The organism is Mycolicibacterium flavescens (genome assembly GCF_001722335.1).
GTDB classification, from domain to species: Bacteria; Actinomycetota; Actinomycetes; order Mycobacteriales; family Mycobacteriaceae; genus Mycobacterium; species Mycobacterium flavescens.
In genome coordinates this window covers 279247-300612 of record NZ_MIHA01000006.1, presented here as the reverse complement: position 1 = coordinate 300612, position 21366 = coordinate 279247, and the positions used below count along the sequence as shown (strand labels likewise).

Here is a 21366-nt window from a genome sequence, read left to right as displayed (position 1 = left end):
ATCGGCGACCCCGCGCGCCCGCTGACCGTCACCGGTGGCCTCACCTTCGCCGGCGGGCCGTGGAACAACTACGTCACCCACTCGATCGCCGCCATGGCCGAGCGGCTGGCCGCCGAGCCCGGCACCCGGGGACTGGTCACCGCCAACGGCGGATACCTGACCAAGCACAGTTTCGGTGTCTACAGCGCCGAACCGCCGTCACGCGGATTCCGTTGGGAGGACGTGCAACCGGTCGTGGATCGGGAACCGACCCGGTCGGCCGAGGTCGAGTGGTCCGGCACCGGGACGGTGGAGACGTGGACGACGCCGTACAACCGGGAGGGAGCGCCGGAGAAGGCGTTCCTGGCGGTGCGCACCCCCTCGGACGCGCGCGTGCTGGCGGTGATCACCGACGCGTCGGAGGCTGCGGCGACGGTCAGCGAGGACATCGCGGGCACCAAGGTCCGGGTCGACGCCGACGGGACCGCGGCGCTGCTCTGAGCCCGGTCACGGCGCGTTCGGCGGCACCTCGGTGTAGCGCGGCACGAACGCGTCCGCCGCGAAACTGAAGCCCTTGCCGGTGCGCTCGCTCGCGCACGAGATCCCGGACTCTTCCTGCACATTGCAGCGGAACCCGGCCACCGCGAGAATCCGGTTGAACGGCAACTCTTTGGCGTCCGCGAGCACGAACTCGTCCGGTTCTGCGGCGACGAAGCGGGCGTCGCCGTCGCGGTCGACGACGATCGCGTTGGGCGCGACCTGCTCGCCGTCGCTGTCGGGCACCGAATCCGGTGCACCGGTGACCCCGATGGACTGCCCGCCGGATGACTGGCAACCGGCGCGGTCGCGCGGCAGGATCGCGCACGTCCAGCGGCCGCTGGGGGAGCTGAAGTAGTAGACCGCCGAACCCTGCGGGTGTGCGACGTAGTCGAACGCGCTGACCAGATGCGCGGGGGTCGGCGGCGGCAGCGCGGGTGGCGGCGTGGTGCTCGTCGGAATCGTGACCCGCGGTTCGTCGGTGGTGACGATCCGCTCACCCGAGCAGCCCGCCGCCAGGATCGCGACGGCCGAGATCAGACTTATCGCACGCATTTCGGCTCTCAGCGTGCCGCACCGGGATCGGCGGGCGCACACGGGGGTGGGCTGCGGATCAGTCGGCCAGCATCTGCCGCAGCGTGCAGGCGTTGCGCACCGCGTGTCCGCCGAGGTCGTTGTTGAAGTAGACCAGGACGCGCCGGCCCTCGTCGTCCCAGCCGCGGATGCGCTCGGCCCAGCAGCGCAGTGCGTCGTCGGGGTAGGACCCGGCGTACATCGAGTCCCGGTCGGGTCCGTGCATCCGGATGTAGACCAGCCTGCTGGTGGCCCGGGGTACGCACTTGAGGTGGGCGCCGCTCATCACGACGTAGGCGGCGCCGTGCCGTTCGAGCAGCTCGTACACGGCCGGGTCGTCCCAGGACGGGTGGCGCAGCTCCATCGCGACGGGAATGCGGTCGGGCATCAGCGCCAGGAAGTGCTCCAGCCGCGCGTCGTCGCGCTCCAACTCCGGGTGCAGCTGCACCAGCAGGGCTTCGCTGCGGTCACCGAGCAGCGTCCAGCACCGGTCGAACCGTTCGATCCACGGTTCCGGGTCGCGCAGCCGCCGGTAGTGGGTGAGCCCGCGCTGCGCCTTCACCGACATGGTGAACCCGTCCGGCAGCCGCCGGCGCCACCCGGCGAACGCCTCGTCCTTGGGCCAGCGGTAGTAGCTCGCGTTGAGCTCGACGGTGTCGAACTCGGCGACGTAGCGCTCCAGCCGTTTGGCCACCGGGGTGCCCGCCGGATAGAGCACGTCTTTCCAGTGGTCGTAGGACCACCCCGAGGTACCGATGCGGATCACCGCGGCCTCATTCCCGTAGCGCGTCCCGCAGGTCACCGTCGAGCGACACGCGCACCAGCGCGCCAGCCAGGTCGGCGTTGCGACGCGGTGCCAGTGCCGCGAGTTCCTCAGCGGCGCTGGGCAATCCGAGTTCACGGGCCGCCGACATCGTGCGGTCGTCGAAGTACGGGCGTACCCACGTCCAGGTGTCCTGCACCTCGCGCAGGAAGATATCGGCGCCGGTGTCGCCGATACCCTTGAACTGTTTGAGCGAGGCGGTCAGCGTGGCCACGTCACGGTGCTCGACCCCGTCGAGCCGGCGCAGATCCCCGCCGTACTCCTCGATGGCGGTGGCCGCGATGTCGCCGAGCCGGGTGGCCGAACTCTCGTCGTAGCGGACGTAGTGCGCGCGGCCGAAGGCGCGGATCACGGCGGCGCGCTCGGCCTCGGTGACGGCCTTCGGGGTGCGTATCCCGGCGTCGAACAGTTCCCTGGCGGCCGCCACCGCGATCTCGGCGTCGATCGGCTTGCTGGCCAGCATGCACAGCGTCAGCAGTTGAAAAAGCGGCATCGGTTTGTCCGCCAACCGGATCCCGGCTTGCTGGGCGTAGGTGGTGCCGGCCCGCTCGAGCAGGCGCTCGACCGTCTTCTTCTGCGCTGCAGCATCCATCGGAGCTGACGTACCCGGGCTATTTCGGCGGCAAACTCCGGGCGAAGTCGACTCCGCGCGTCACCCACGGTTGCAGTTGGCGCCGGGTGCGCAGTCCGTCGGCGGCGACCAGCAGCCAGCCCCGCATCTCGCGCCCCGCCATCGTCATCGGCTCGGCGTGCGGCCGGGTCAGCAGCTTCGCGACGTCGGCGGGCGGCACCCGGACCATGAGGCCGCCGCGACCGCTGACCGCCACCGCCATGTGACCGTCGACGAGAAAGGCCAGTCCGCCGAACATCCGCTTCTCGTCGACGCCGCGCTGCCCGCCCAGCAGTTCGCGGATGCGGTGGGCCAGGTCCTCGTCGTAGGCCATGCGGTGACGGTACCGGCCCTGTGGGCGCGTCGCGCTCGAGAATGCACTCAGGGTCGTGACCGCCGCAGCGATCACGACCCTGAGTGCCATCGCGGTCAGGCCGCGGCGGTGGCCGTCTCCTCGACCGGCGCCAGCGCCTGCGCGACGATGTCGGCGACATCGGTCATCGGCTTGACCTCCAGCGCCTCGAGCACGTCGGCCGGTACGTCATCCAGGTCGGCCTCGTTGCGCTGCGGGATGAAAACCGTTGACAGACCGGCCCGTTGCGCGGCGAGCAGTTTCTGCTTCACACCGCCGATCGGAAGCACCCGGCCGTTGAGCGTGACCTCACCGGTCATCCCGACGTCCGAGCGGACCTGCCGGCCGGTGGCCATCGACACCAGCGCGGTCACCATCGTCACACCCGCCGACGGCCCGTCCTTGGGCACCGCGCCGGCCGGAACGTGAACGTGGATGCGCCGGTCCAGCACCGCCGGGTCGACGCCGAGTTGTTCGGCGTGCGAGCGCACGTAGGACAGCGCGATCTGCGCGGACTCCTTCATGACCTCGCCGAGTTGACCGGTCAGCTGCAGGCTCGGTTCGCCGTCGGTGGCACCGGCCTCGATGTAGAGCACGTCACCGCCGAGGCCGGTGACCGCCAGTCCGGTCGCCACGCCCGGCACCGCCGTGCGTTCGGCCGACTCGGGCAGGAACCGCGGGCGGCCCAGGTACCCAACGAGATCGGGCTCGTCGATGGTTATCGGCCCCGGTTCGGCGGCCAGCTTGGTGGTGACCTTGCGCATCGCCTTGGCGAGCAGCCGCTCGAACTGGCGCACGCCCGGTTCGCGGGTGTAGTCCGCGGCGACCTTGCGCAGCGCCGCCTCGGTCACCGTCACCTCGTCGTCGGTCAACGCCGCCCGCTCACGCTGCCGCGGCAGCAGGAAGTCACGGGCGATCGCGACCTTGTCGTCTTCCGTGTAGCCGTCGATCTGCACCAGCTCCATGCGGTCCAGCAGCGCCGACGGGATGTTCTCGATGACGTTGGCCGTCGCCAGGAACACCACATCGGACAGGTCCAGGTCGAGGTCGAGGTAGTGGTCGCGGAACGTGTGGTTCTGCGCCGGGTCCAGGACCTCCAGCAGCGCCGCCGCCGGGTCCCCGCGGAAGTCGGAGCCGACCTTGTCGATCTCGTCGAGCAGCACGACCGGGTTCATCGAGCCCGCCTCACCGATGGCCCGCACGATGCGGCCCGGCAGTGCGCCGACGTAGGTGCGACGGTGCCCGCGGATCTCGGCCTCGTCGCGCACACCGCCAAGCGCGACGCGAACGAACTTGCGGCCCAACGCGCGGGCCACGGACTCACCCAGCGACGTCTTGCCGACGCCGGGCGGACCGGCCAGCACCATCACCGCGCCCGAACCGCGGCCGCCGACGACCTGCAGACCGCGCTGGGCGCGACGCGCCCGCACGGCCAGGTATTCGACGATGCGGTCCTTGACGTCGTCCAGCCCGTGGTGGTCGGCGTCGAGGATCCCGCGCGCCGCCGCCAGGTCGGTGGAGTCGTCGGTGTGCACGTTCCACGGCAGGTCGAGGACGGTGTCGAGCCAGGTGCGGATCCAGCCGCTCTCCGGGCTCTGGTCCCCGGCGCGTTCGAGCTTGCCGACCTCGCGCAGCGCCGCCTCGCGCACCTTCTCCGGCAGGTCGGCGGCCTCGACGCGGCTGCGGTAGTCGTCAGACGAGCCGGTGCCGTCGTCGTCGCCGAGTTCCTTGCGGATCGCGTTGAGCTGTTGGCGCAGCAGGAACTCCTTCTGCGTCTTCTCCAGGCCCTCGCGGACGTCCTCGGCGATCTTCTCACTGACCTCGACCTCGGCCAGCTGGTCGCCGGTCCACTCGATCAGCGCGCGCAGCCGTTCGGCGACCTCAGGTGTCTCGAGCAGTTGCCGCTTCTGCACCTGGGTCAGGTACGACGCGTAACCGGCGGTGTCGGCCAGCGCCGACGGGTCCGACAGCTGGTTGACGAAATCGATGATCTGCCAGGCTTCGCGCCGCTGCAGCATCGCCAGCAGCAGCTTCTTGTACTCGGCGGCCAGCTGGTAGGTGTCCTCGGTGGCCGCGGTCTCCTCGACCTCGGTCACCTCGACCCACAGCGCGGCGCCCGGTCCGGTGGCCCCGGCGCCGATGTGCGCCCGGCTGCCGCCGCGCACCACCGCGGCCGGCCCGCCGACCATGCGGCCGATCTGCACGATGGTGGCCAGCACACCGTAGGACGGGTACCGGTCGTCGAGTCGGGGAGCGATCAGCAGCTCACCGGACTCGCTGGCCCGGGCCGCGTCGACGGCGGCGCGGGCGGCGTCGTCGAGTTCGATCGGCACCACCATTCCGGGCAGCACGATCGGTTCGCTCACGAACAAGACCGGAACTGTCTTGGCTTCAGCCATCAATCCTCCAAAGTTTGAGTCTGATGCGCTCAACCCTGGGAGGGCCGGATTTGTTCCCCGCCGGCGGCCGCCCCCACCGCCGAAACCACACGTTCTCGCTCGGCGAAACGGTCCGGACATGGCAGGGAGCCTGCCGTTCGGGGGTTACGGCAGGCTCCCTGTTGTGGGTGGATCGTGTTGGACCCTAGGCGCTGGCTTGCGCTCCGAGCACCCGCTGGATGTCCGGCTTCATCATCTCCAGCTGCTGTCCCCAGTAGCCCCAGCTGTGCGTCCCCTGGGCGGGGAAGTTGAACACACCGTTGGTGCCACCCGCGGCGACGTAGTTGTCCCGGAAGGTGATGTTGGTCCGCAACGTGAACCCTTCGAGGAACTGCGCGGCCATCAGGTTCTGGCCGGCTGCCCCGGCGTCCAGATCCGACGGAGTGCCGGTGCCGCAGTAGATCCAGATGCGGGTGTTGTTGGCCACCAACTGGTTGATGTTGACCATCGGGTCGTTGCGCTTCCACGCCGGATCACTCGAGGGACCCCACATGCTCTCGGCGTTGTAGCCGCCGGCGTCGTTCATCGCCAACCCGATCAGCATCGGCCACCACCCCTCGGAGGGGTTCAAGAAGCCCGACAGCGAGGCCGCGTAGATGAACTTCTGCGGGTAGTAGATCGAGTACGTCAGCGCGGAGCTGCCGGCCATCGACAGGCCCACCACCGCGTTACCGTTCTGCGACACACCGCGATTGGCTTCCAGCCAGGCGGGCAGTTCCTGGGTCAGGAACGTCTCCCACTTGTAGGTGTAGTCCTGGCCGTTGCCCCGCGACGGCTGGTACCAGTCGGTGTAGAAGCTGGACTGCCCGCCGACCGGCATGACCACCGACAACCCCGACTGGTGGTACCACTCGAACGCCGGGGTGTTGATGTCCCAGCCGTTGAAGTCGTCCTGCGCGCGCAGGCCGTCGAGCAGGTAGACCGCATGCGGTCCGCCGCCCTGGAACTGGATCCGGATGTTGCGGTTCATCGACGGCGAGAACACATCCAGATATTCGACCGGAAGTCCCGGTCGGGAGAACGCCCCAGCCGTCGCCGACCCCCCGACGAAGCCGATCAGGCCGGGCAGTGCCGCCGCAGTCAGTGCGGCGACCGCCATGCGGCGCAACAGTTTTGTGCCGGTACCTCGGTACCTCTCAAAGAACTTCATAACGGCAACCAACCCACCTTTCATCGCTTTCCACAAGCAATTGCCGTTGCTATGCCTGCGTAATGAAACACGGATCTGATGCCCGGACACGCGCCCGACATGCGGTTACGAGATCGCGGTTGGCTAACGATTCCGACTCAGGGCGGACTCACCCGGGCTCGGAACCGCGTGTTACCGGTGTGAATGGCGTGACTCCTGCGACTGCTGACCACGGCGTTTGCGTCGTCACTGGCCCGTTACCATTTGTTCCCGCTTAGTAGTGATCAGCACCGGAGCAAACTCGTGCCCTACTCCCCGGCGGCGGCGAGGGCACGTTGGACGCTGGCGCGACGCTCCTCGATCGCATGTCCGAAGTCCTGCAGCAGCACGGGCTTTCGCGCGGTCAGCTCCTCAATGTGGTCGCGTTTGATCAGCAGCACTGTCACTTCGTCGAGCGCGAACGCCGACGCGGGCACCGGCTCCCGGGTCAGGGCGGTCTGGCCGAGGAAGTCGCCGGCCTCGAGCGTACGGATGGGGATGTGGACACCGTCCGACGCAGCGGCCACCAGGCTCACACAGCCGTTGACGATGAAGATCATCCGCCTGGGTACGTCTCCGGCGTACTGCAGATACTCACCGGTGCCGTAGCGGGCGAGCCGGGCGTAGGGGAGCAGGGCCTCCTGCTCGGCCCTGTTCAGCCGCAGGGTCGGCGCGATGATCCGCAGCGATGTCTGCAGCCGCTCTGAGGTTTCGAACTCGTCCTCAGCCTCGTCGAGGTGCAATCCTGCGCGCCGTGACGCGTACCAGACCCAGCGCAGGAACTGCGTTTTCGCCGAGTAGTCGTCGGCGGGCGACGCCAACGGGATCGACGTGCTGTAGCGCACTGCGCCCAGATGCACACTGCCGGGGGCCGATCCCGCACGCAACTGCGGCAGCATGGCGGCGACGCGGTTGAGCATCCTGATGACGTCGTCGGGCGGGTCGTCGACGGCGAACACCGTGTCCACCGACAGCGAATGCGTGCTCGGAGGCCGGCTGAAGTTGGTGAAGGACGCGGCGGCCAAGACCGAGTTCGGCATGATCAGCATGCCGCCGCCGGTGTCGATATGCGTTGCGCGCCAGTTGACCTCGACGACCTTACCGCTGCCCGAAGGCGTCTCGAGCCAGTCGCCGAGCTGAAACGGCTGCTCGAAAAGGACCAGAAGCCCGGAGATGATCTGGCCCACCGAGTTCTGCAGCGCCAGGCCGAGGACGATCGAGGAGACCCCGAGCGCGGCGAACAGCCCGCCGACGTTGGCGCCCCAGATGTAGGCGAAGATCAGTCCGACGCCGAGCGCGATCAGCACGAAGCGGGCCACATCGAGGAAGATCGAGGGAATCCGCTTGCGCCAGGTGCCTTCCGGTGCGCCCTGGAACAGGGTGGCGTTCAGACCCGAGAGCAGCAGCACCAGGACCACGAACCCGAACACGGTCGCCACGATGCGCACCGGCGTCGTCTCGCCGGAGATCTGCATGCCCTGAACCAGCAGGATCAGCAGCGCGCCCAGAGGCAGGATGTAGTTGCGGACCAGGTGGACGGGTCGGGCCAGGACGCTGTCGCGGCGCAGCAGCGCGTTGTGCAGTTCGGTGAGGGTGACCAGACAGACCGGTAGACCGACCGCCACCCCCACCGCCCAGTAGAACCAGGGCGCGTCGACGATCGTCGTCACGGTTGGCCTTCTGCGAGCCGCCAGATCGGCTGCTCGTCGCCGTCGACGGTGAGCGAACCCGCCGCTTCGAAGTTGTGGCTGTCGCGCGTCACGCCGTACACCCGCGTGGTGACGTACACCCCGGGCTGCGGCGAACCGCTCTGCACCCGGTAGGCGAGATTCACTGCGGCACCCCACATGTCGTAGGCCAGGGTGGACCGCCCGACGAGACCGCTGGTGACGGTGCCGGAGTCGATGCCGGCGCGCAGCTGCAGATTGTCGCCGGTCTCGGCGTTGAACCGCTCGACGATCCGCTTCATCTCGATCGCGAAGTCGACCGTGCGTCGCACGTTGTCCAGCCGCGGGACGCTCAGGCCGCAGCTGGCGAGGTAGCCGTTGTGCAGGGTACGGACATGCTCGACGCCGAGATTGTCTGCGGCGGCGTCAAACTGGCGGGTGAGCTTGTTTACGATCGCCAGAAGTTCATCGGAACTCAGCTGGCCCACCAGCTCGTCGAGCCCGACGATGTCGGCGAAGATGACCGTGACGTCCTGGTGGTCCTGGGCGATGGTCTCCTCGCCCTCGCGGTAGCGCTGCACGACGGGTTCGGGCATCAGCGACAGCAGCAGTCGGTCGTTCTCGCGGCGTTGCTCGGCGAGCAGATCCTCCTTGATGGCCAGGTTGCGGCTCATGTCGTTGAACGCCACCGTCAGGTCACCGAACTCGTCGCGGGACTGCACGGGCAGGTTTATCCGGTAATCGCCGCCGCTGATCCGTTGCGCGCCGGCCTCCAACCGGCGGATCGGTCGGACGAACAACCGGGCCAGCAGCATCGCGGCGATGCAGACCACGAAGATGATGACCGTCGTCGACAGCACCAGGGTGCGGGTGAACGCCGACACCGGCGCGAAAGCCTCTGTGGTGTCGATCTTGGCGATCACCGACCAGTTCAGTCCCGGCAGGTTGACCGGCGCGTACGCCTGCAGTGTCTCCTGGCCGAGGTAGTCGCGGTCGACGAGCGTTCCGGTCTCACCGCGCTGTGCCAGTCCGGTCGCCTCGGTGGCGACCGGTTGGACGAGCGTCGTACCTCGCTGCCGGATTGCGGTGTCGGCGACGCTCGGCGGGGTGCCGGCCTCGACGACGTCGCGCCTGTACTTTTCGGGGTCCTCCAGGAACAGCCGGGAGTCCGAACGCATCAGGTCGTCGGGCCCGACCAGGAACGTCTCGCCGGTGCGGCCCATCCCGGCCGCCTCCCACTGCCTGTCGACCGTCATCAACTTGTTGATTTTGGAGATCGGGAACTGCAGCGCCAGAACGCCTTCCACCCGGCCGTCGGCGGCCACCGGCGAGACCATCCAGGCGGTAGGCTCGTCGGCAGGTTGGTAGTCGCTGAAATCGGTGACTCCGACGTAGTCCACGGCGTTGGCGCCCATGGCTTTCTCGTAGGCGTCGCTGAGGTCGCCCTCCCGGTAGGGGCCGGTCAGGATGTTGGTGCCGAGGTCGACGTTCTTGTAGGCGGTGTAGACAACGTTGCCCTCGGTATCGAGCAGCAGTGCGTCTTCGAACTGGAACCGCTGCACGATCTCGCGGAAGAAGTCGTTGTAGCGCGCGTTGGCCGCCGACCACGCGCTTCCGTCTCCGGCGTCGTCGGATCGTATCGCCTTGCCCGAGTCGTCGAACCGCGCCGTGTAGTTGGCCTGTAAATACTTCTGGGCGTTGGTCGTGGGCAGCAGCGCCCTGACATCAAGGGTGGCACCGTTCTGCTGCTTCTCGTCTCGCTGGAATCGGTCGCGGTAGTAATCCACGACCGTCTGCCATTGCCGTGGGTCGATCACGGCCGCGTCGAGTTGATCGAAGCCGGTGCTGTAGGCGCGCAGGGCGTCGACGCTGGTGGCACCGCGGGAGTAGATGACCAGCGAATTCTGCAGGTCGTTGAACGTGGCCTCCAGCTGGCGGGCCTGAGCGGACCGGATCTCGGTCAGCCCGTCGAACACCGCTGCCCGCAGCGAGGACCGGCCGGACTGATACCCGACGGCGCCGACGACGGCCGCCGACAGGATGCTGGTCAGCAGCAACATCACCAGCAACTTCGACTGGATGCTGATCCGCGACAGCACGCGGCGCGGCAGGCCACGGGTTCTCGGAGCGGGCGGAGTAGACGTGGCCGGCTCGGTCGGTGTCGTCATTGAAATGCAAAGACTAGCTTGCCAAACTGGCAGGGGAGATGGCTGTGAACAAATCGTCAGCTTCCGACGACCCCTATGACCTGAACCGTTTCGTCGTCGAGCAGAACCCGGTGTACGACAGGGTGCTGGCTGAACTGCGCGCGGGACGCAAACGCAGCCACTGGATCTGGTACGTGTTCCCGCAGCTCCGCGGGTTGGGTTCGAGCCCGATGGCGCAGCGGTACGGGATCTCCTCGCTCGCCGAAGCGCGGGCCTACCTGGACCACGACGTGCTCGGCCCGAGGTTGCGGGAGTGCGCGCAGGTGGTCGCCCGCAGCACGCAGGCATCGGCCATGGACTTATTCGGCCGGCCCGACGACCTCAAGGTGCGGTCATCGATGACGCTGTTCAGCCGTGCGGCCCGGGACCCCGATCTGCGGGCGGTGTTCGACGCGGTGCTGGCCAAGTACTACGGCGGTGAACCCGACCCGCTGACCCTCGACAAGCTCAACGCGGAGCGATGATCAGCCAGCCGTGCGGCGCGACCACAGCCGAGTGCGCGGTCTCGGCGGGCGGCGCACCGGACCCGCCGAGCAGCTCGCCGCGGTCGAATCCGAGTTCCGCGAAGTCGACCGGCAGCGCGGTGTCGTCGAGATTGAGGGCGACGACCAGGGACTGCTCACCGTCGGCCGAGCGGTAGACGTACTGGCGGTTGGTCAGCTGCAGCGCGGTGGTGCGCGCGGTGTGCAGCCACGGGTGCCGTCGCCGCAGCCCGATCAGGAACTGGTGCAACCGGAACACGTCGGCGCCGTGCGGGTCGACCGGCACCGGCGGGGCCCCGAATTCCGGCCGCACCGCGTCGTCGCCGCCGAACCGCTCCTCTTTGACGCCGCGATAGGCGAATTCGTCGCCGGCGTACACGCTCGGCGTGCCGCCGGTCGTCATCAGCAGCACCAGCGCGTGCTCGAGGTGGCGGACGTCGTCGAGCCGGCTGGCGATGCGGGTGACGTCGTGGTTGCCGACGAATGTCATCGGCACGAAGGTGTCCAGGAAGTCGTTGTGCCGCAACAGGGCCCAGTCGATTTCGTGAAAGTTGCCGTCGTTGAGCCCGCTCCACACCGCCTTCCACAGTTCGTACTGGGTCGCCGAGTCGAACCCGGCGGCCCGGACCCGCGCCGAGTAGTCGCCGTGGATGATCTCGGCCAGGAAGTAGGCGTCGGGGAACCGTTCGCGTACCCGTGGCAGCACCTGCGCCCAGAAGCTGTCGGCGACGGCGTAGGCGGCGTCGAGTCGCCAGCCGTCGGCGCCGCGCTCCAACCAGTGCGTCATCACCTCGACGACGTAGTCGACGACGGCCGGGTTGTCGTGATCGAGCGCGATCAGCTCGCCGTGGCCTTCGAAGGTGTCGAAGCCGTCGTTTCGCCTGCGCAGGAAGGCTTTCTCGCCGAAGTCGGTGCCGACGTGGTTGAACACCCCGTCGAGCAGCACGCGCAGTCCGCGACGGTGCGCCTCGTCGACCAACGCGTCGAAGTCGTCGCCGTCGCCGAGGCGCGGATCGATCGCGTAGTGGTCGGTGGTGTCGTATCCGTGGGTGCGCGAGGCGAATATCGGCCCCAGCGCGATACCCGAGGCGCCCAGCGTGACGGCGTGGTCGAGCCAGTCGACGACGCGCCGCAGCCGGTGTTCCTGCGGGGCGGGCGGGGGATCGGCGGGGTGGGCGCCGACGAAGCCGAGCGGGTAGATGTGCCACCAGACGACGTGTTGGACCCAGCCGGGTTCGGTGCGGCTCACGGGCGGAACTTCGCGGCGTAGAGGTCTTTCATCGCGCCGGTGAGTTCGTCGGCGGGTCCGTCCACCTCTGCGGACGGGGCGACCACCGGGATCGGCAGCGGCGCGACCGGCGGCGGCGGTGCGCCCCATTCGGTCAGCCACCGGGTCAGCTGCGCCGACGACGCCGCGTAGACGATCCGGCCCAGACCCACCCAGGCGTGTCCGGCTGCGCACATCGGGCAGTGTTCGCCAGAGGTGTACACGGTGGCGCGGGCACGCTCTTCGGGGCTCAGATGAGCTACTGCCCACTCCGCGATCGCGAGCTCGGGGTGGCGGGTGTGGTCGCCGTCCTTGACGCGGTTTCGGTCCTCGAACAGTGTGCGTCCGTCGGCGGCGACGAGGACCGAGCCGAAGGGTTCGTCGCCGGCGTCGAGCGCTTCGCGCGCCAGCTCCACGCAGCGGCGGAGGTGATCGAGGTCGTCATCGTCCAGCGCCATCGTCCGAAGTCTACGGATCAGCCGCAGCAGTCGTCGCGCACCTCCAACCGGCACGCGCACGACGCCAGGATGGGGACATCGGCGCGCGCGGAGGCGAGCGTGAGCTGTTGACCGATGATCGCGGCCTCCGCGTCGCGGCCCAGCCGTTGCAGGCATTCGTGGTAGCCGTGCAGGCTCCACACGTTGTTCGGGTGCTGGCACGCCCGCGGCAGTGTCGGGTCCAGCCCGAGGTCGGCGGCGTACACGGCGGCGGCCTGTTCCACGCGGCCCTGTTCGAGCAGCAGCGCCCCGTAGGCGTGCCGGGTGGGTTGCATCCAGCCCCACGGTTCGTCGTAGGGCAGGTCGTCGTCGAGCTCGATGGCGCGCCGCAGGTGCGCGAATGCCTCATCGAACTGGCTTGCTCGGTATGCGATTTCACCGTCGAGCATCTCGGCGGCGATGGCCAGGATGTCGTTGACGGTGTTGTTGAACAGGTACCGGCTCTCGGGGATGCGCGCACGGGCCGCGATGAACTCCTCGCGTTCGGCGCGGGCCTGCTCCAGGTTGCCCTTGGCGGCGTGCGCGACGCCGCGGCCGTAGTGGATGGTGGCGACCGTGCTGCAGTACAGGTCACGGTCCTCGGGTAGGGGCTGGGCGATCAGGTCGTCCCAATGGCCGAAGCGGATCAGCACATGGGTGCGCAGCGACACGAAGGCCTCGAGCCAGTCGGCCATCGGCGGCGAGGAGATCGCCAGCAGTACCGGGCTGAGCTGGTCGGCCAGTTCGTCTGCGGCGGCGAACGCCGCGCGTGAATTGCCTTCGAACATGGCCGAATAGACGACGAAGTGCAGGTTGTGCGCCCGGTACAGGGAGTAGAAGTTCAGCGGCCCTTCGTGTTCGACGAAGCGCCGGTCGACGACGATCGCGGACTGGTTGGACACCACCGAGTCGCGGTAGTTGCCGCACAACACGTCGATGTGGCTGGGCATGTGCTGCAGATGCCCGGCGTCGGGGACCAGGTCGCGCAACAGATCCGCGACGGGCAGCGCGTCGTGCGGGGTCGCCGACATCTCCATCGTGTGGATGTACAGATGCAGGATGCCGGGGTGGCTGCGGCCGGTGTCGGTGGCCAGTGCGTCGTCGAGGATCCGCTTGGCGGCCACCACCCGTGAGCCGGGCGCGGGTTCACCGGTTCTGGTGTCCCACAACGCCCATGCGGTGACGTTGACCAGCGCGTCGGCGGCCAGCGCCTGCACGTCGATGTCGTCGGGATACGCCTGGGCGAGCGCGGACATCGCATCGGCGTAGGCGGCGCCGCCGGCGCTCAACGCGTCGGTGTCGTCGGGGTTCTCGGTGGGGAAGCGGGCCGACAGTGCGTCGATCAATCCGCGTTCGACCGCGGACGCGCGACCACTTGCGGCCAGCTGCAACTCCATTCGCGCCCGGGCCAGCGACGCCGTCGCGTCGACGGGATCGAACGCATCCCAGCCCTTGTTGTAGTTCGGCCCGATCGCATACGCCACACCCCACCGGGCGATCGCCAGATCGGGGTCGAGTTCGAGCGCCCGGTCGAAACACCGGATGGCCTCTTCGTGGTTGAACGCGTACGACCACACCAGCCCGCGGTCGAACCAGACCTGCGCCTGCGGTGACGCCGTCTCAGTCGGCCGGTGATACGAGCCGAGGTCGTAGTAGGTCTCGGTCGCGGGCGAAACGGTCATGCGGAGCACGATAAGTCACCCGAACAGTCGTCGCGCCCATTCCGAACGCGCGAGACGGGATCAATCTGTGCCACGCTCTGCCAGCGGAAACACCGCGGCGTGTCAGCTGAACCAGCGGGAGAGCCAGCGGGTCATCACCCGCTGGTCGCCCTTCGGCCCGGCGGCGGCCAGGTAGCCGTCCGGGCGGATCAGCCACCAGCCGTCGACACCGTCCGAAACCTGGCGCACCGCAATCAGATCGCCGTACCCCGCGGGCGCATCGTCGGTCGAGGTGACCAGGGTGAGCCGGGTCAGGTCGAGCAGATCGTAGAGCCGGTGACGATCGCCGGCCGCGGTGCCGACCTCGACGTCGGGCACACGGTCCCCGGCGCGCAATGCGCCGGCGCGTCCGCCGCCGGCCGCCAGCGGTGCGCCGCGGTAACTCGCCGCGATCTGCCCGAGCCGCGGTACCGCCTTGTCCTGCACCGCCGGGCGGGCCAGCAGTAGCGGGGCCAGCCGGGTCACCGTTGCGTGCAGCAGGGGAGAGGTCGAGTTGAAGATCGCGGTGGCGCGCTCGGTCATGGAAACCAGCTGCGCGATCACCGGCAACCGGTCGGACCCGTAGGTGTCGAGCAACGGTTCGCGGGCCCGTCCGTCGAGCACCATCGCCAGTTTCCAGGCCAGGTTGATCATGTCCTGAATGCCCGCGTTCATACCCTGGCCGCCGGCCGGGCTGTGCACGTGTGCCGCGTCGCCGCCGAAGAACACCCGCCCGTGACGTAGGGAAGTCATGTGCCGGCTGTGGATCCGGAACCGCGAACTCCAGTTCAGGTCGTGGAGTTCGGCGGGCACGGGCGAGACGCGGTCGTACAGGGCCTGGATCGCCGCCAGATCCGGCTCCGGCGACTCGCCGGTCAGCCCGTCGGGGTCGGTGGCCATGAACCGGAATCTGCCCTCGCCCATCGGGAACACCGCAAGGAACCCGTTGGGCGCCAGGAAGATCGACAACTGGTCCTCGGGGACCTCGCCGGCCAGGTGCAGATCGCCGAGCACGTAGTGGTGCGGCAGCGATCTGCCCTCGAACGGCAGCCCCAGCGTGGTGCGGATCGGGCTGTGGGCACCGTCGGCGGCGATCACGTAGCCCGCGGTGACGGTCTCCTGCGCGCCGTCGCCGGTGCACAGCCGGACCTGCACGTCAGCCGGGCGCTGTTCGAGACCGATCACCTCGACGCCGCGGTCCACCTTGACGCCCTGCCTGCCGAGTTGCTCGGTGAGCAGTCGTTCGGTCTCCGACTGTGCGAGCAACAGGATGAAGTTGTGATCGCTTGTCATCCGGGCGAAATCGAGGCCGGCGATCCTGCGGCCGCGGGCGTAGAGCGCGGTGGCGGTGGCGCGGTTGCCCAGGCGCAGCATGTCCTCGCCGACACCGCGCACCCGTAGCAGCTCCAGCGTGCGGGCCTGGACGCCCAGGGCGCGGGAGGTCTGCGACGGCTGTGCCGCGCGGTCGACGATGCGCACGGACACCCCGAGTCGAGACAACTCCATGGCCGCGGTGAGGCCGGTCGGCCCGGCGCCCACCACCAGAACCTCGGGTATTTCCGTCATGATGCCCCCTAAGTCAACAAGTGATGACTTGACGCTAGGGCGACGCTGCGGCCATGTCAACGCTTGATGACTTATCATCGTGCGATGGCCTCTGCACGTGCACGTGACGCCCGGGCGACCCGCGCCGACATCCTGGCCGCCGCGCGCCGGCGGTTCGGCGCCGACGGGTTCGAACGCACCACGCTGCGGGCGGTCGCCGCGGACGTCGGAATCGACCCGGCGCTGGTGATCCGCTACTTCGGCAGCAAGCAGGAGTTGTTCGCCGCGGCCGCGCAGTTCACGCTCGACCTTCCCGATCTGACCGAGGTGTCACCCGACGACGTCGCCGACGCGCTGCTGCCGCGGTTCTTCGCGGTCTGGGAGCACGACACGACGTTCGTCGCGCTGTTGCGGGCCGCGATGACCAGCAGCACCGCCGCCGAAACCATGCGTCAGGTCTTCGCCACGCAGGTCGCCCCCGCGCTGACCAAGGTGACACCCGATCACCCGGCGCAGCGGGCCGGCTTGATGGGGGCCTTCGTGATCGGTCTGGCCACCACCCGCTACGTACTGGCCAACCCGGCGGTCGCCGACCTCAGCCACGACGAGCTGATCGCGTGGGCGCGTCCGGTGATCCGCCAACTGCTGGTCGGGCCCGCGCCGAGCTGACCGGTTCGACAATTCCGGCTGCAACGTGTTCTAGTGCATTCGTGGTCGAGTTCACCGAGATCGGCGATGTCCCGTCGGCCGAGGTCGAGCGGTTGCGCGCGGTCTACGGCCCGCTGGCCGACTCGGTGCGGGAATTGATCGACGCGACGATCCGTACCGAGGTCGACGCGGACACCGTGGCCGACGCCAGAGCGCAGATCGACGCTGCCACCGCGCGTCTGCGGTCCCGCCAGGCCGACGGCCCGTTCGGCGTGCAACTCACCAGCGGCGGCGACCGGATGGCGTGGGGCAACCCGGTGATCGGGATCCGCAACCCGATCGCCCCGCCGGTGATCGTCAAGCGCGATCCGGACGGTCGCGTCTACACCGACTTCGAACTCGGCGCCGCCTTCGAGGGTCCGCCGGGACACGTGCACGGCGGCGTGGCGGCCCTGGTCCTCGACCACCTGCTCGGCGAGGTCGCGGCCAACGCCGAATCGCCGCGCTTCACCGGCACCATCAGCCTGCGGTATCTGCGGCCCACCCCGCTGGGCCGGTTGCACGCCGAGGCCACAATCACCCGGGTCGACGGCGTGAAGGCCTACGCCGCGGGCTATCTCGCCGACGACCATGGCCCGACGGTCGAGGCCGAGGGCGTGTTCATTCAGCCGAAATGGGCTCGCTGATCGAGGCGATGCCGGCGAGGCTGCGTGTGATCGAGGCGATCTCGGCGACCAGCACGCGCAGGGCACCGTCGTCTCCGGTGACACCCGCGGCGCGTTCGCGCACCTGCTGCGCGGCCGCGGTCAGCGCGGCCACATCGACCGTCCACGGCGCTGCCGGTGTGGCCGGCGCGCCGCGTAACGCATCGATGTAGTCGTCGACCGCGGCGATGAACTCCCGCGTCAGCGCGGCGGGCGGGTGCGGCGGCAGGCTGTCCTCCAGCGCCGCGCACGAGGCGGTGACCGCGTTGAGCGCGGTCCGGTAGGAACGCAACCAGCGGCGCAACGCCCGGGTGTTGACCCTGGCCGCCCCCGAGGCCGCCTCGAAGCCGGCCCGAGCCCGGTATGCCCGCTGCCACGCGCTGGTCACAGTATCCGACTGGCGGTCAAGCGCGTGCACATAGGCTTTGATCACGGTTGCGGCGTAATCGATCTCGGATTTGAGGAGTTCCCCGGCACGTTGATGCAACCGGGTCAGCGCATGATCGGGCAGCGCCACATGCGCGACGACCGCCAGGCCGCCGCCGATGATGATCGAAAACAACCGGTCCTCGAGCGTCGCACCGGAAGTCGCCGCGTCGATGTCGAGCAGGAACACCGTGGCCGCGGCCAACGCGACGCTGCCCGCGATGTAGCCGGTTCGGTGCACCGCGTAGGTCACCGCGACGCAGGCGGTCGCCAGCAGCGCCGCAACGGCACCGGACGGGTGCACCACGGCCGCGATCGCCGAGGCCGCCACCACCCCCGCGGCGATGCCCGCCAGCCGCCCGACGCAGCGGGTGTAGGTGTGCGCCGTCTCGGGCCGCAGGACCATCAGCACCGTCAGCGCGATCCAGTGCCCGTGCGCCACGGGAGCGAACCGGTCGGCGGCGACACCCAGCGCGACCGCACCCGACAGCCGGATCGCGTGCCGCAGCACCGGTGACGTCAACGTCATGTGCGACCTGACCACCTGCGCCGCATTGCGGACCGGGCTGATCAGGTCCGCGCGGTTCAGGTCGGGGAAGCGCAGTTTCGCCACTTCCCGTAGTTGACGCGAAAGCCGCTGCGCAAGCGCCTCTTCGGGACCGCTCAACCGCGTCACGGTGGCGTCGAGCCGGACCAGGCCGTGCTCGGTGTCCCGGCGCGCGGTGTGGTCCTGGCCGGCGATCGCGTCGAGAACCTCGGCGGCGGCCTCCGACATCCGCGTCACGTCGTCGTCCTTGACGCCCGGTGATTCGCGCAGCGCCCGCAGCGTGGCCAGGATGCGTTCGGGCGGACGGTGGCCGCCGTGATAGGCCTCGGGCCGGCGACTCGCCTGGGTGTCGATGAACGCGTCGCGCAGCGACGGATCGAGGATGTGCGCTGCCGCGGACCCGGCGTCGGCACCGATCTGACGGGCCTCGTCGGCCAGTGCGCGGTACGCGTCGGAGAGTGCCTCTCGCTGGGTACGCCACCGCTGCGGCGGCCAGATCGCGATCAGAGCCGCCTGGACTCCGCCCGCGGCGATCGTCAACAGCGTCGGCAGCAGCACCGACGCCACCGTCGGCGCCACCGGCGGTGCCACCACCAGCAGTGCGGTCGCGCCCGCACCGACCAGGCCCGCGTTGCCGCCGACCGCCCACTGCAGCCCGGCGACGAAGCACCAGAGCGCCACCGCCACGACGAAGACGATGTCGAACGACGCGGTCAGGGTGCCGAGCAACACCGCAGCACCCATCTGCACGGAAGCGATCCCGACCCGGGCGATGCGTCCGCCCGGGCTGTCCTGCAGTCCGATCGCACCGGCGACAGCGCCCGCGCCGGCCACCCACAGCGCGGCAGGCCCGGAGATCCACAGCAGGACCAGCACGGTGGTGGCCAGCACCGCGAACAGGCTCCGCGCCACCGCGCCACCGTCGGGCATGGTGGGCCGCAGCGCGTCGGCGATGCGGCTGCGGGTGCTCACGCCACCATTCTGACGCCTCCGCGCGCCGAATCGGTGTGCCCCACGCTGGGGGCCGCGCACGCGCCTGTTCGCAACGTCCCCGGATTTGCTGGGCACTGCTCCTACGGTGTCGTCAATTGCGCTGGGGCACAACGTGACCGCGGTGGGGCATCGGAACCGGTGGCGACCTGGCCCGAATCCTCTGCGGGCGCGAGGTATCGGCGTTAGAGTCGGCCGACGGGGTTGGGTCTCCGCATCGGTGGTGCCGACGGCGCAGATCGCCGTCGCGGCGGCGGCGGTGCAGCGGACGATCGACCGCGGCGACGAAGGGACTCCCGATGAGCACTGCCGCAGAGCGCGCCGCCCAACTGGACCTGGTGGCCAGGCTGAAGTCGTCCTATCCCGAGCTGCCGGACGCCCCGACACCCGACCTGCTCGACCACAACCGGATCACCGCGTACCTCAAACCCGTTCACGACGTCGGCGGGGAACCGGACGCGCCGATGAAGTACGAGAACAAGCAGTACGAGCTGTGGGAGCACATGACCTACGTCATCTGCGAGGTGCTCGCGTGGCGCGGCATCTGGCTCTCCGAGGAACGTCGCCGCATCGGCAACGTCGACGTGGGCCGCGCCGAGTACCTGGGGCTGCCGTACTACGGCCGGTGGCTGCTGGCCGTGGCGCGCGTGCTGGTCGAAAAGCACCACATCGGCCTGACCGAGCTGAGCGAGCGGATGGCCGAGGTGAAGGCCCGCTACGACGGCGGACTGGCCGGAAAGAAATTGGAGGCCAGACCCAGGAGTGAGGGCGACGGATCGGCGGTCAAGCGCAACGCGCACCACAAGCACGCGGTCGGCAAGGGTGATCCGCAGGTGTACGCCGGGCAGGCCGGCGAACCGCGGTTCAAGGTCGGCGACACGGTGACGGTTCGCGAGCTGCCGGTGATCTTCTACACCCGCACACCGGAATACGTGCGCGGCGCCAGGGGAGAGATCACGTCGGTCGCCTACGAGAGTCCCGCGCCGGAGGACGAGACCTGGGATCGTCCCGCGGCCGCCGAGTGGTTCTACGTCGTCCGGTTCAACATGGCCGAGTTGTGGGACGGCTATACCGGCACCGCGGCCGACGTCGTGCAGACCGAGATCCCCGAGCACTGGCTGGAGGCCGCCTGATGTCGCACGACCACGAGCACCCCCATGACCACGACCGCACCGTCGCGCCGATGGTCGACGAGATCACCGACTTCGAGGTGCTCGAGATCGCGCTGCGCGAACTGTGTATCGAGAAGGGCATCTTCACCGCCGAGGAGCACCGGCTGTTCACCGAGTTCGCCGAGCAGATCGGGCCGACGCCGGCGGCCCGGCTGGTGGCCCGGACGTGGCTGGATCCGGACTTCAAGGCGCTGGCGCTGTCCGAACCGATGACCGCCAGCAAGGAAGTCGGGGTCGACTGGCTCGAGCCGACCGGTTTCGGCACGCCGAGCGACTTCACCGCGTTCGAGATCCTCGAGGACACCCCGACGGTGCACAACGTGATCGTGTGCGCGCTGTGCTCGTGCTACCCACGACCCATCCTCGGCAACTCGCCGGAGTGGTACCGCACACCGAACTACCGCCGGCGGATGGTGCGCTGGCCGCGCCAGGTGCTCGCCGAGTTCGGCCTCTACCTGTCCGACGACATCACCGTCCGGGTGCAGGATTCCAACCAGAAGCACCGCTTCATGGTGATGCCGATGCGCCCCGAGGGCACCGACGGGTGGAGCGAGGACCAGTTGGTCGAGATCATCACCCGCGACTGCCTGATCGGCGTCGCGCTGCCCAAACCCGGTGTCACGACCAACGCCATCGTCGACACCCGCCCTGCCGTACACCCGGCCTCGGAAGCATGAGCGGCACAGAGGATCCCGGCGTCGAGCAGACCTCGGTCGAAACGCTGCGAGAGATCGTCGAACGCAACCAGGTGTGGTCGCGGATGGCCGCAAAGTACGGCGTGCAGAACCCGGTGCCGCCGTGGAAGACGAGCCTGGACGGCATGTGCGACGCGCTCGACCGCGCGACCTGCGCCGCCGGTGTCCCGGACTTCAAGGAGCGTCGCGACGAGGAAGACTCGCTGTCGGCCACCCGCTACGCCGAACTGCCCTATCCGGAGAGCCAATTGGTGTCTCTCGCGCACTCGTTGGTGGCCCGCGGGATCATCGACGAGCACGAATTGAGCACGCGGCTGGCCGCTGTCCGCGAGCGGCTGGAAGCTTGACCGGCGGCGCGGG

General features: G+C 69.1%; 19 protein-coding genes and 1 pseudogene. 7 read left to right on the top strand and 13 right to left on the bottom strand.

Going from position 1 to position 21366, the window contains the following annotated elements:
* Positions 1-480: pseudogene (locus BHQ18_RS11015) on the top strand (acetyl-CoA acetyltransferase); the annotation flags it as partial.
* Positions 481-486: 6 nt separating this feature from the next.
* Here BHQ18_RS11015 and BHQ18_RS11010 read toward each other — a convergent pair.
* The 8 genes from BHQ18_RS11010 to BHQ18_RS10975 form a co-directional block, all read right to left on the bottom strand.
* Positions 487-1071: a hypothetical protein gene (locus tag BHQ18_RS11010; protein ID WP_069413611.1), complete on the bottom strand. Its 585-nt coding sequence runs from the start codon at positions 1069-1071 to the stop codon at positions 487-489.
* A gap of 58 nt (positions 1072-1129) precedes the next feature.
* A complete protein-coding gene (locus BHQ18_RS11005; protein WP_069413658.1) occupies positions 1130-1855 on the bottom strand; it encodes a DUF72 domain-containing protein in 726 nt (241 codons plus the stop codon).
* Positions 1856-1862: 7 nt separating this feature from the next.
* Positions 1863-2504, bottom strand: coding sequence for an HhH-GDP family DNA glycosylase (locus tag BHQ18_RS11000; RefSeq protein WP_069413610.1), 642 nt, complete (start codon positions 2502-2504; stop codon positions 1863-1865).
* A gap of 19 nt (positions 2505-2523) precedes the next feature.
* Positions 2524-2856, bottom strand: a complete 333-nt coding sequence (locus BHQ18_RS10995) for a TfoX/Sxy family protein (protein WP_069413657.1) — start codon at positions 2854-2856, stop codon at positions 2524-2526.
* Between the two features lie 95 nt (positions 2857-2951).
* Positions 2952-5273, bottom strand: a complete 2322-nt coding sequence (gene lon, locus BHQ18_RS10990) for an endopeptidase La (RefSeq protein ID WP_069413609.1) — start codon at positions 5271-5273, stop codon at positions 2952-2954.
* A 184-nt stretch (positions 5274-5457) separates the two neighbouring features.
* Positions 5458-6462, bottom strand: coding sequence for an esterase family protein (locus tag BHQ18_RS10985; protein ID WP_069413608.1), 1005 nt, complete (start codon positions 6460-6462; stop codon positions 5458-5460).
* A 287-nt stretch (positions 6463-6749) separates the two neighbouring features.
* Positions 6750-8150: a mechanosensitive ion channel domain-containing protein gene (locus tag BHQ18_RS10980; protein ID WP_069413607.1), complete on the bottom strand. Its 1401-nt coding sequence runs from the start codon at positions 8148-8150 to the stop codon at positions 6750-6752.
* Positions 8147-10315: an adenylate/guanylate cyclase domain-containing protein gene (locus BHQ18_RS10975; RefSeq protein WP_069413606.1), complete on the bottom strand. Its 2169-nt coding sequence runs from the start codon at positions 10313-10315 to the stop codon at positions 8147-8149. Before BHQ18_RS10975 ends, BHQ18_RS10980 begins: the two co-directional genes overlap by 4 nt.
* A 44-nt stretch (positions 10316-10359) precedes the next feature.
* Between BHQ18_RS10975 and BHQ18_RS10970 the strand changes: the two genes are divergently transcribed.
* Positions 10360-10818, top strand: a complete 459-nt coding sequence (locus tag BHQ18_RS10970) for a DUF1810 domain-containing protein (RefSeq protein WP_234794148.1) — start codon at positions 10360-10362, stop codon at positions 10816-10818.
* Here BHQ18_RS10970 and BHQ18_RS10965 read toward each other — a convergent pair.
* The 4 genes from BHQ18_RS10965 to BHQ18_RS10950 form a co-directional block, all read right to left on the bottom strand.
* Positions 10802-12085 (bottom strand): alpha-amylase family glycosyl hydrolase, encoded by a 1284-nt coding sequence (locus tag BHQ18_RS10965; RefSeq protein WP_069413604.1) that lies wholly within the window; start codon positions 12083-12085, stop codon positions 10802-10804. The genes BHQ18_RS10970 and BHQ18_RS10965 overlap by 17 nt on opposite strands.
* Positions 12082-12561, bottom strand: a complete 480-nt coding sequence (locus tag BHQ18_RS10960; protein WP_069413603.1) for a nucleoside deaminase — start codon at positions 12559-12561, stop codon at positions 12082-12084. The genes BHQ18_RS10965 and BHQ18_RS10960 overlap by 4 nt, the downstream gene beginning before the upstream one ends.
* A 17-nt stretch (positions 12562-12578) precedes the next feature.
* Positions 12579-14261 carry a tetratricopeptide repeat protein gene (locus tag BHQ18_RS10955; RefSeq protein WP_069413602.1) on the bottom strand — a complete coding sequence of 561 codons (1683 nt, stop codon included), beginning with the start codon at positions 14259-14261 and terminating at the stop codon, positions 12579-12581.
* A 102-nt stretch (positions 14262-14363) separates the two neighbouring features.
* Entirely contained in the window at positions 14364-15845 is a 1482-nt protein-coding gene (locus tag BHQ18_RS10950) for an FAD-dependent oxidoreductase (RefSeq protein WP_069413601.1), read from the bottom strand.
* Between the two features lie 84 nt (positions 15846-15929).
* Between BHQ18_RS10950 and BHQ18_RS10945 the strand changes: the two genes are divergently transcribed.
* Both BHQ18_RS10945 and BHQ18_RS10940 read left to right on the top strand, forming a co-directional pair.
* Positions 15930-16493 (top strand): TetR/AcrR family transcriptional regulator, encoded by a 564-nt coding sequence (locus BHQ18_RS10945; RefSeq protein ID WP_069413600.1) that lies wholly within the window; start codon positions 15930-15932, stop codon positions 16491-16493.
* A 41-nt stretch (positions 16494-16534) separates the two neighbouring features.
* Complete coding sequence (locus BHQ18_RS10940) at positions 16535-17158, top strand: PaaI family thioesterase (protein ID WP_069413599.1); 624 nt, start codon at positions 16535-16537, stop codon at positions 17156-17158.
* Here the strand turns inward: BHQ18_RS10940 and BHQ18_RS10935 are convergent.
* Entirely contained in the window at positions 17133-19121 is a 1989-nt protein-coding gene (locus tag BHQ18_RS10935) for an FUSC family protein (protein ID WP_234794147.1), read from the bottom strand. The genes BHQ18_RS10940 and BHQ18_RS10935 overlap by 26 nt on opposite strands.
* Before the next feature lie 317 nt (positions 19122-19438).
* Here BHQ18_RS10935 and BHQ18_RS10930 point away from each other — a divergent pair, with 317 nt between their 5' ends.
* Genes BHQ18_RS10930 through BHQ18_RS10920 form a run of 3 tightly spaced genes read left to right on the top strand, consistent with a single transcriptional unit; the run spans position 19439 to position 21353 of the window.
* Entirely contained in the window at positions 19439-20272 is an 834-nt protein-coding gene (locus tag BHQ18_RS10930; RefSeq protein WP_069413598.1) for an SH3-like domain-containing protein, read from the top strand.
* Positions 20272-20988: a thiocyanate hydrolase subunit gamma gene (gene scnC / locus BHQ18_RS10925; RefSeq protein ID WP_069413597.1), complete on the top strand. Its 717-nt coding sequence runs from the start codon at positions 20272-20274 to the stop codon at positions 20986-20988. Before BHQ18_RS10930 ends, scnC begins: the two co-directional genes overlap by 1 nt.
* A complete protein-coding gene (locus BHQ18_RS10920) occupies positions 20985-21353 on the top strand; it encodes a thiocyanate hydrolase (protein ID WP_069413596.1) in 369 nt (122 codons plus the stop codon). The genes scnC and BHQ18_RS10920 overlap by 4 nt, the downstream gene beginning before the upstream one ends.
* Positions 21354-21366: the final 13 nt, after the last annotated feature.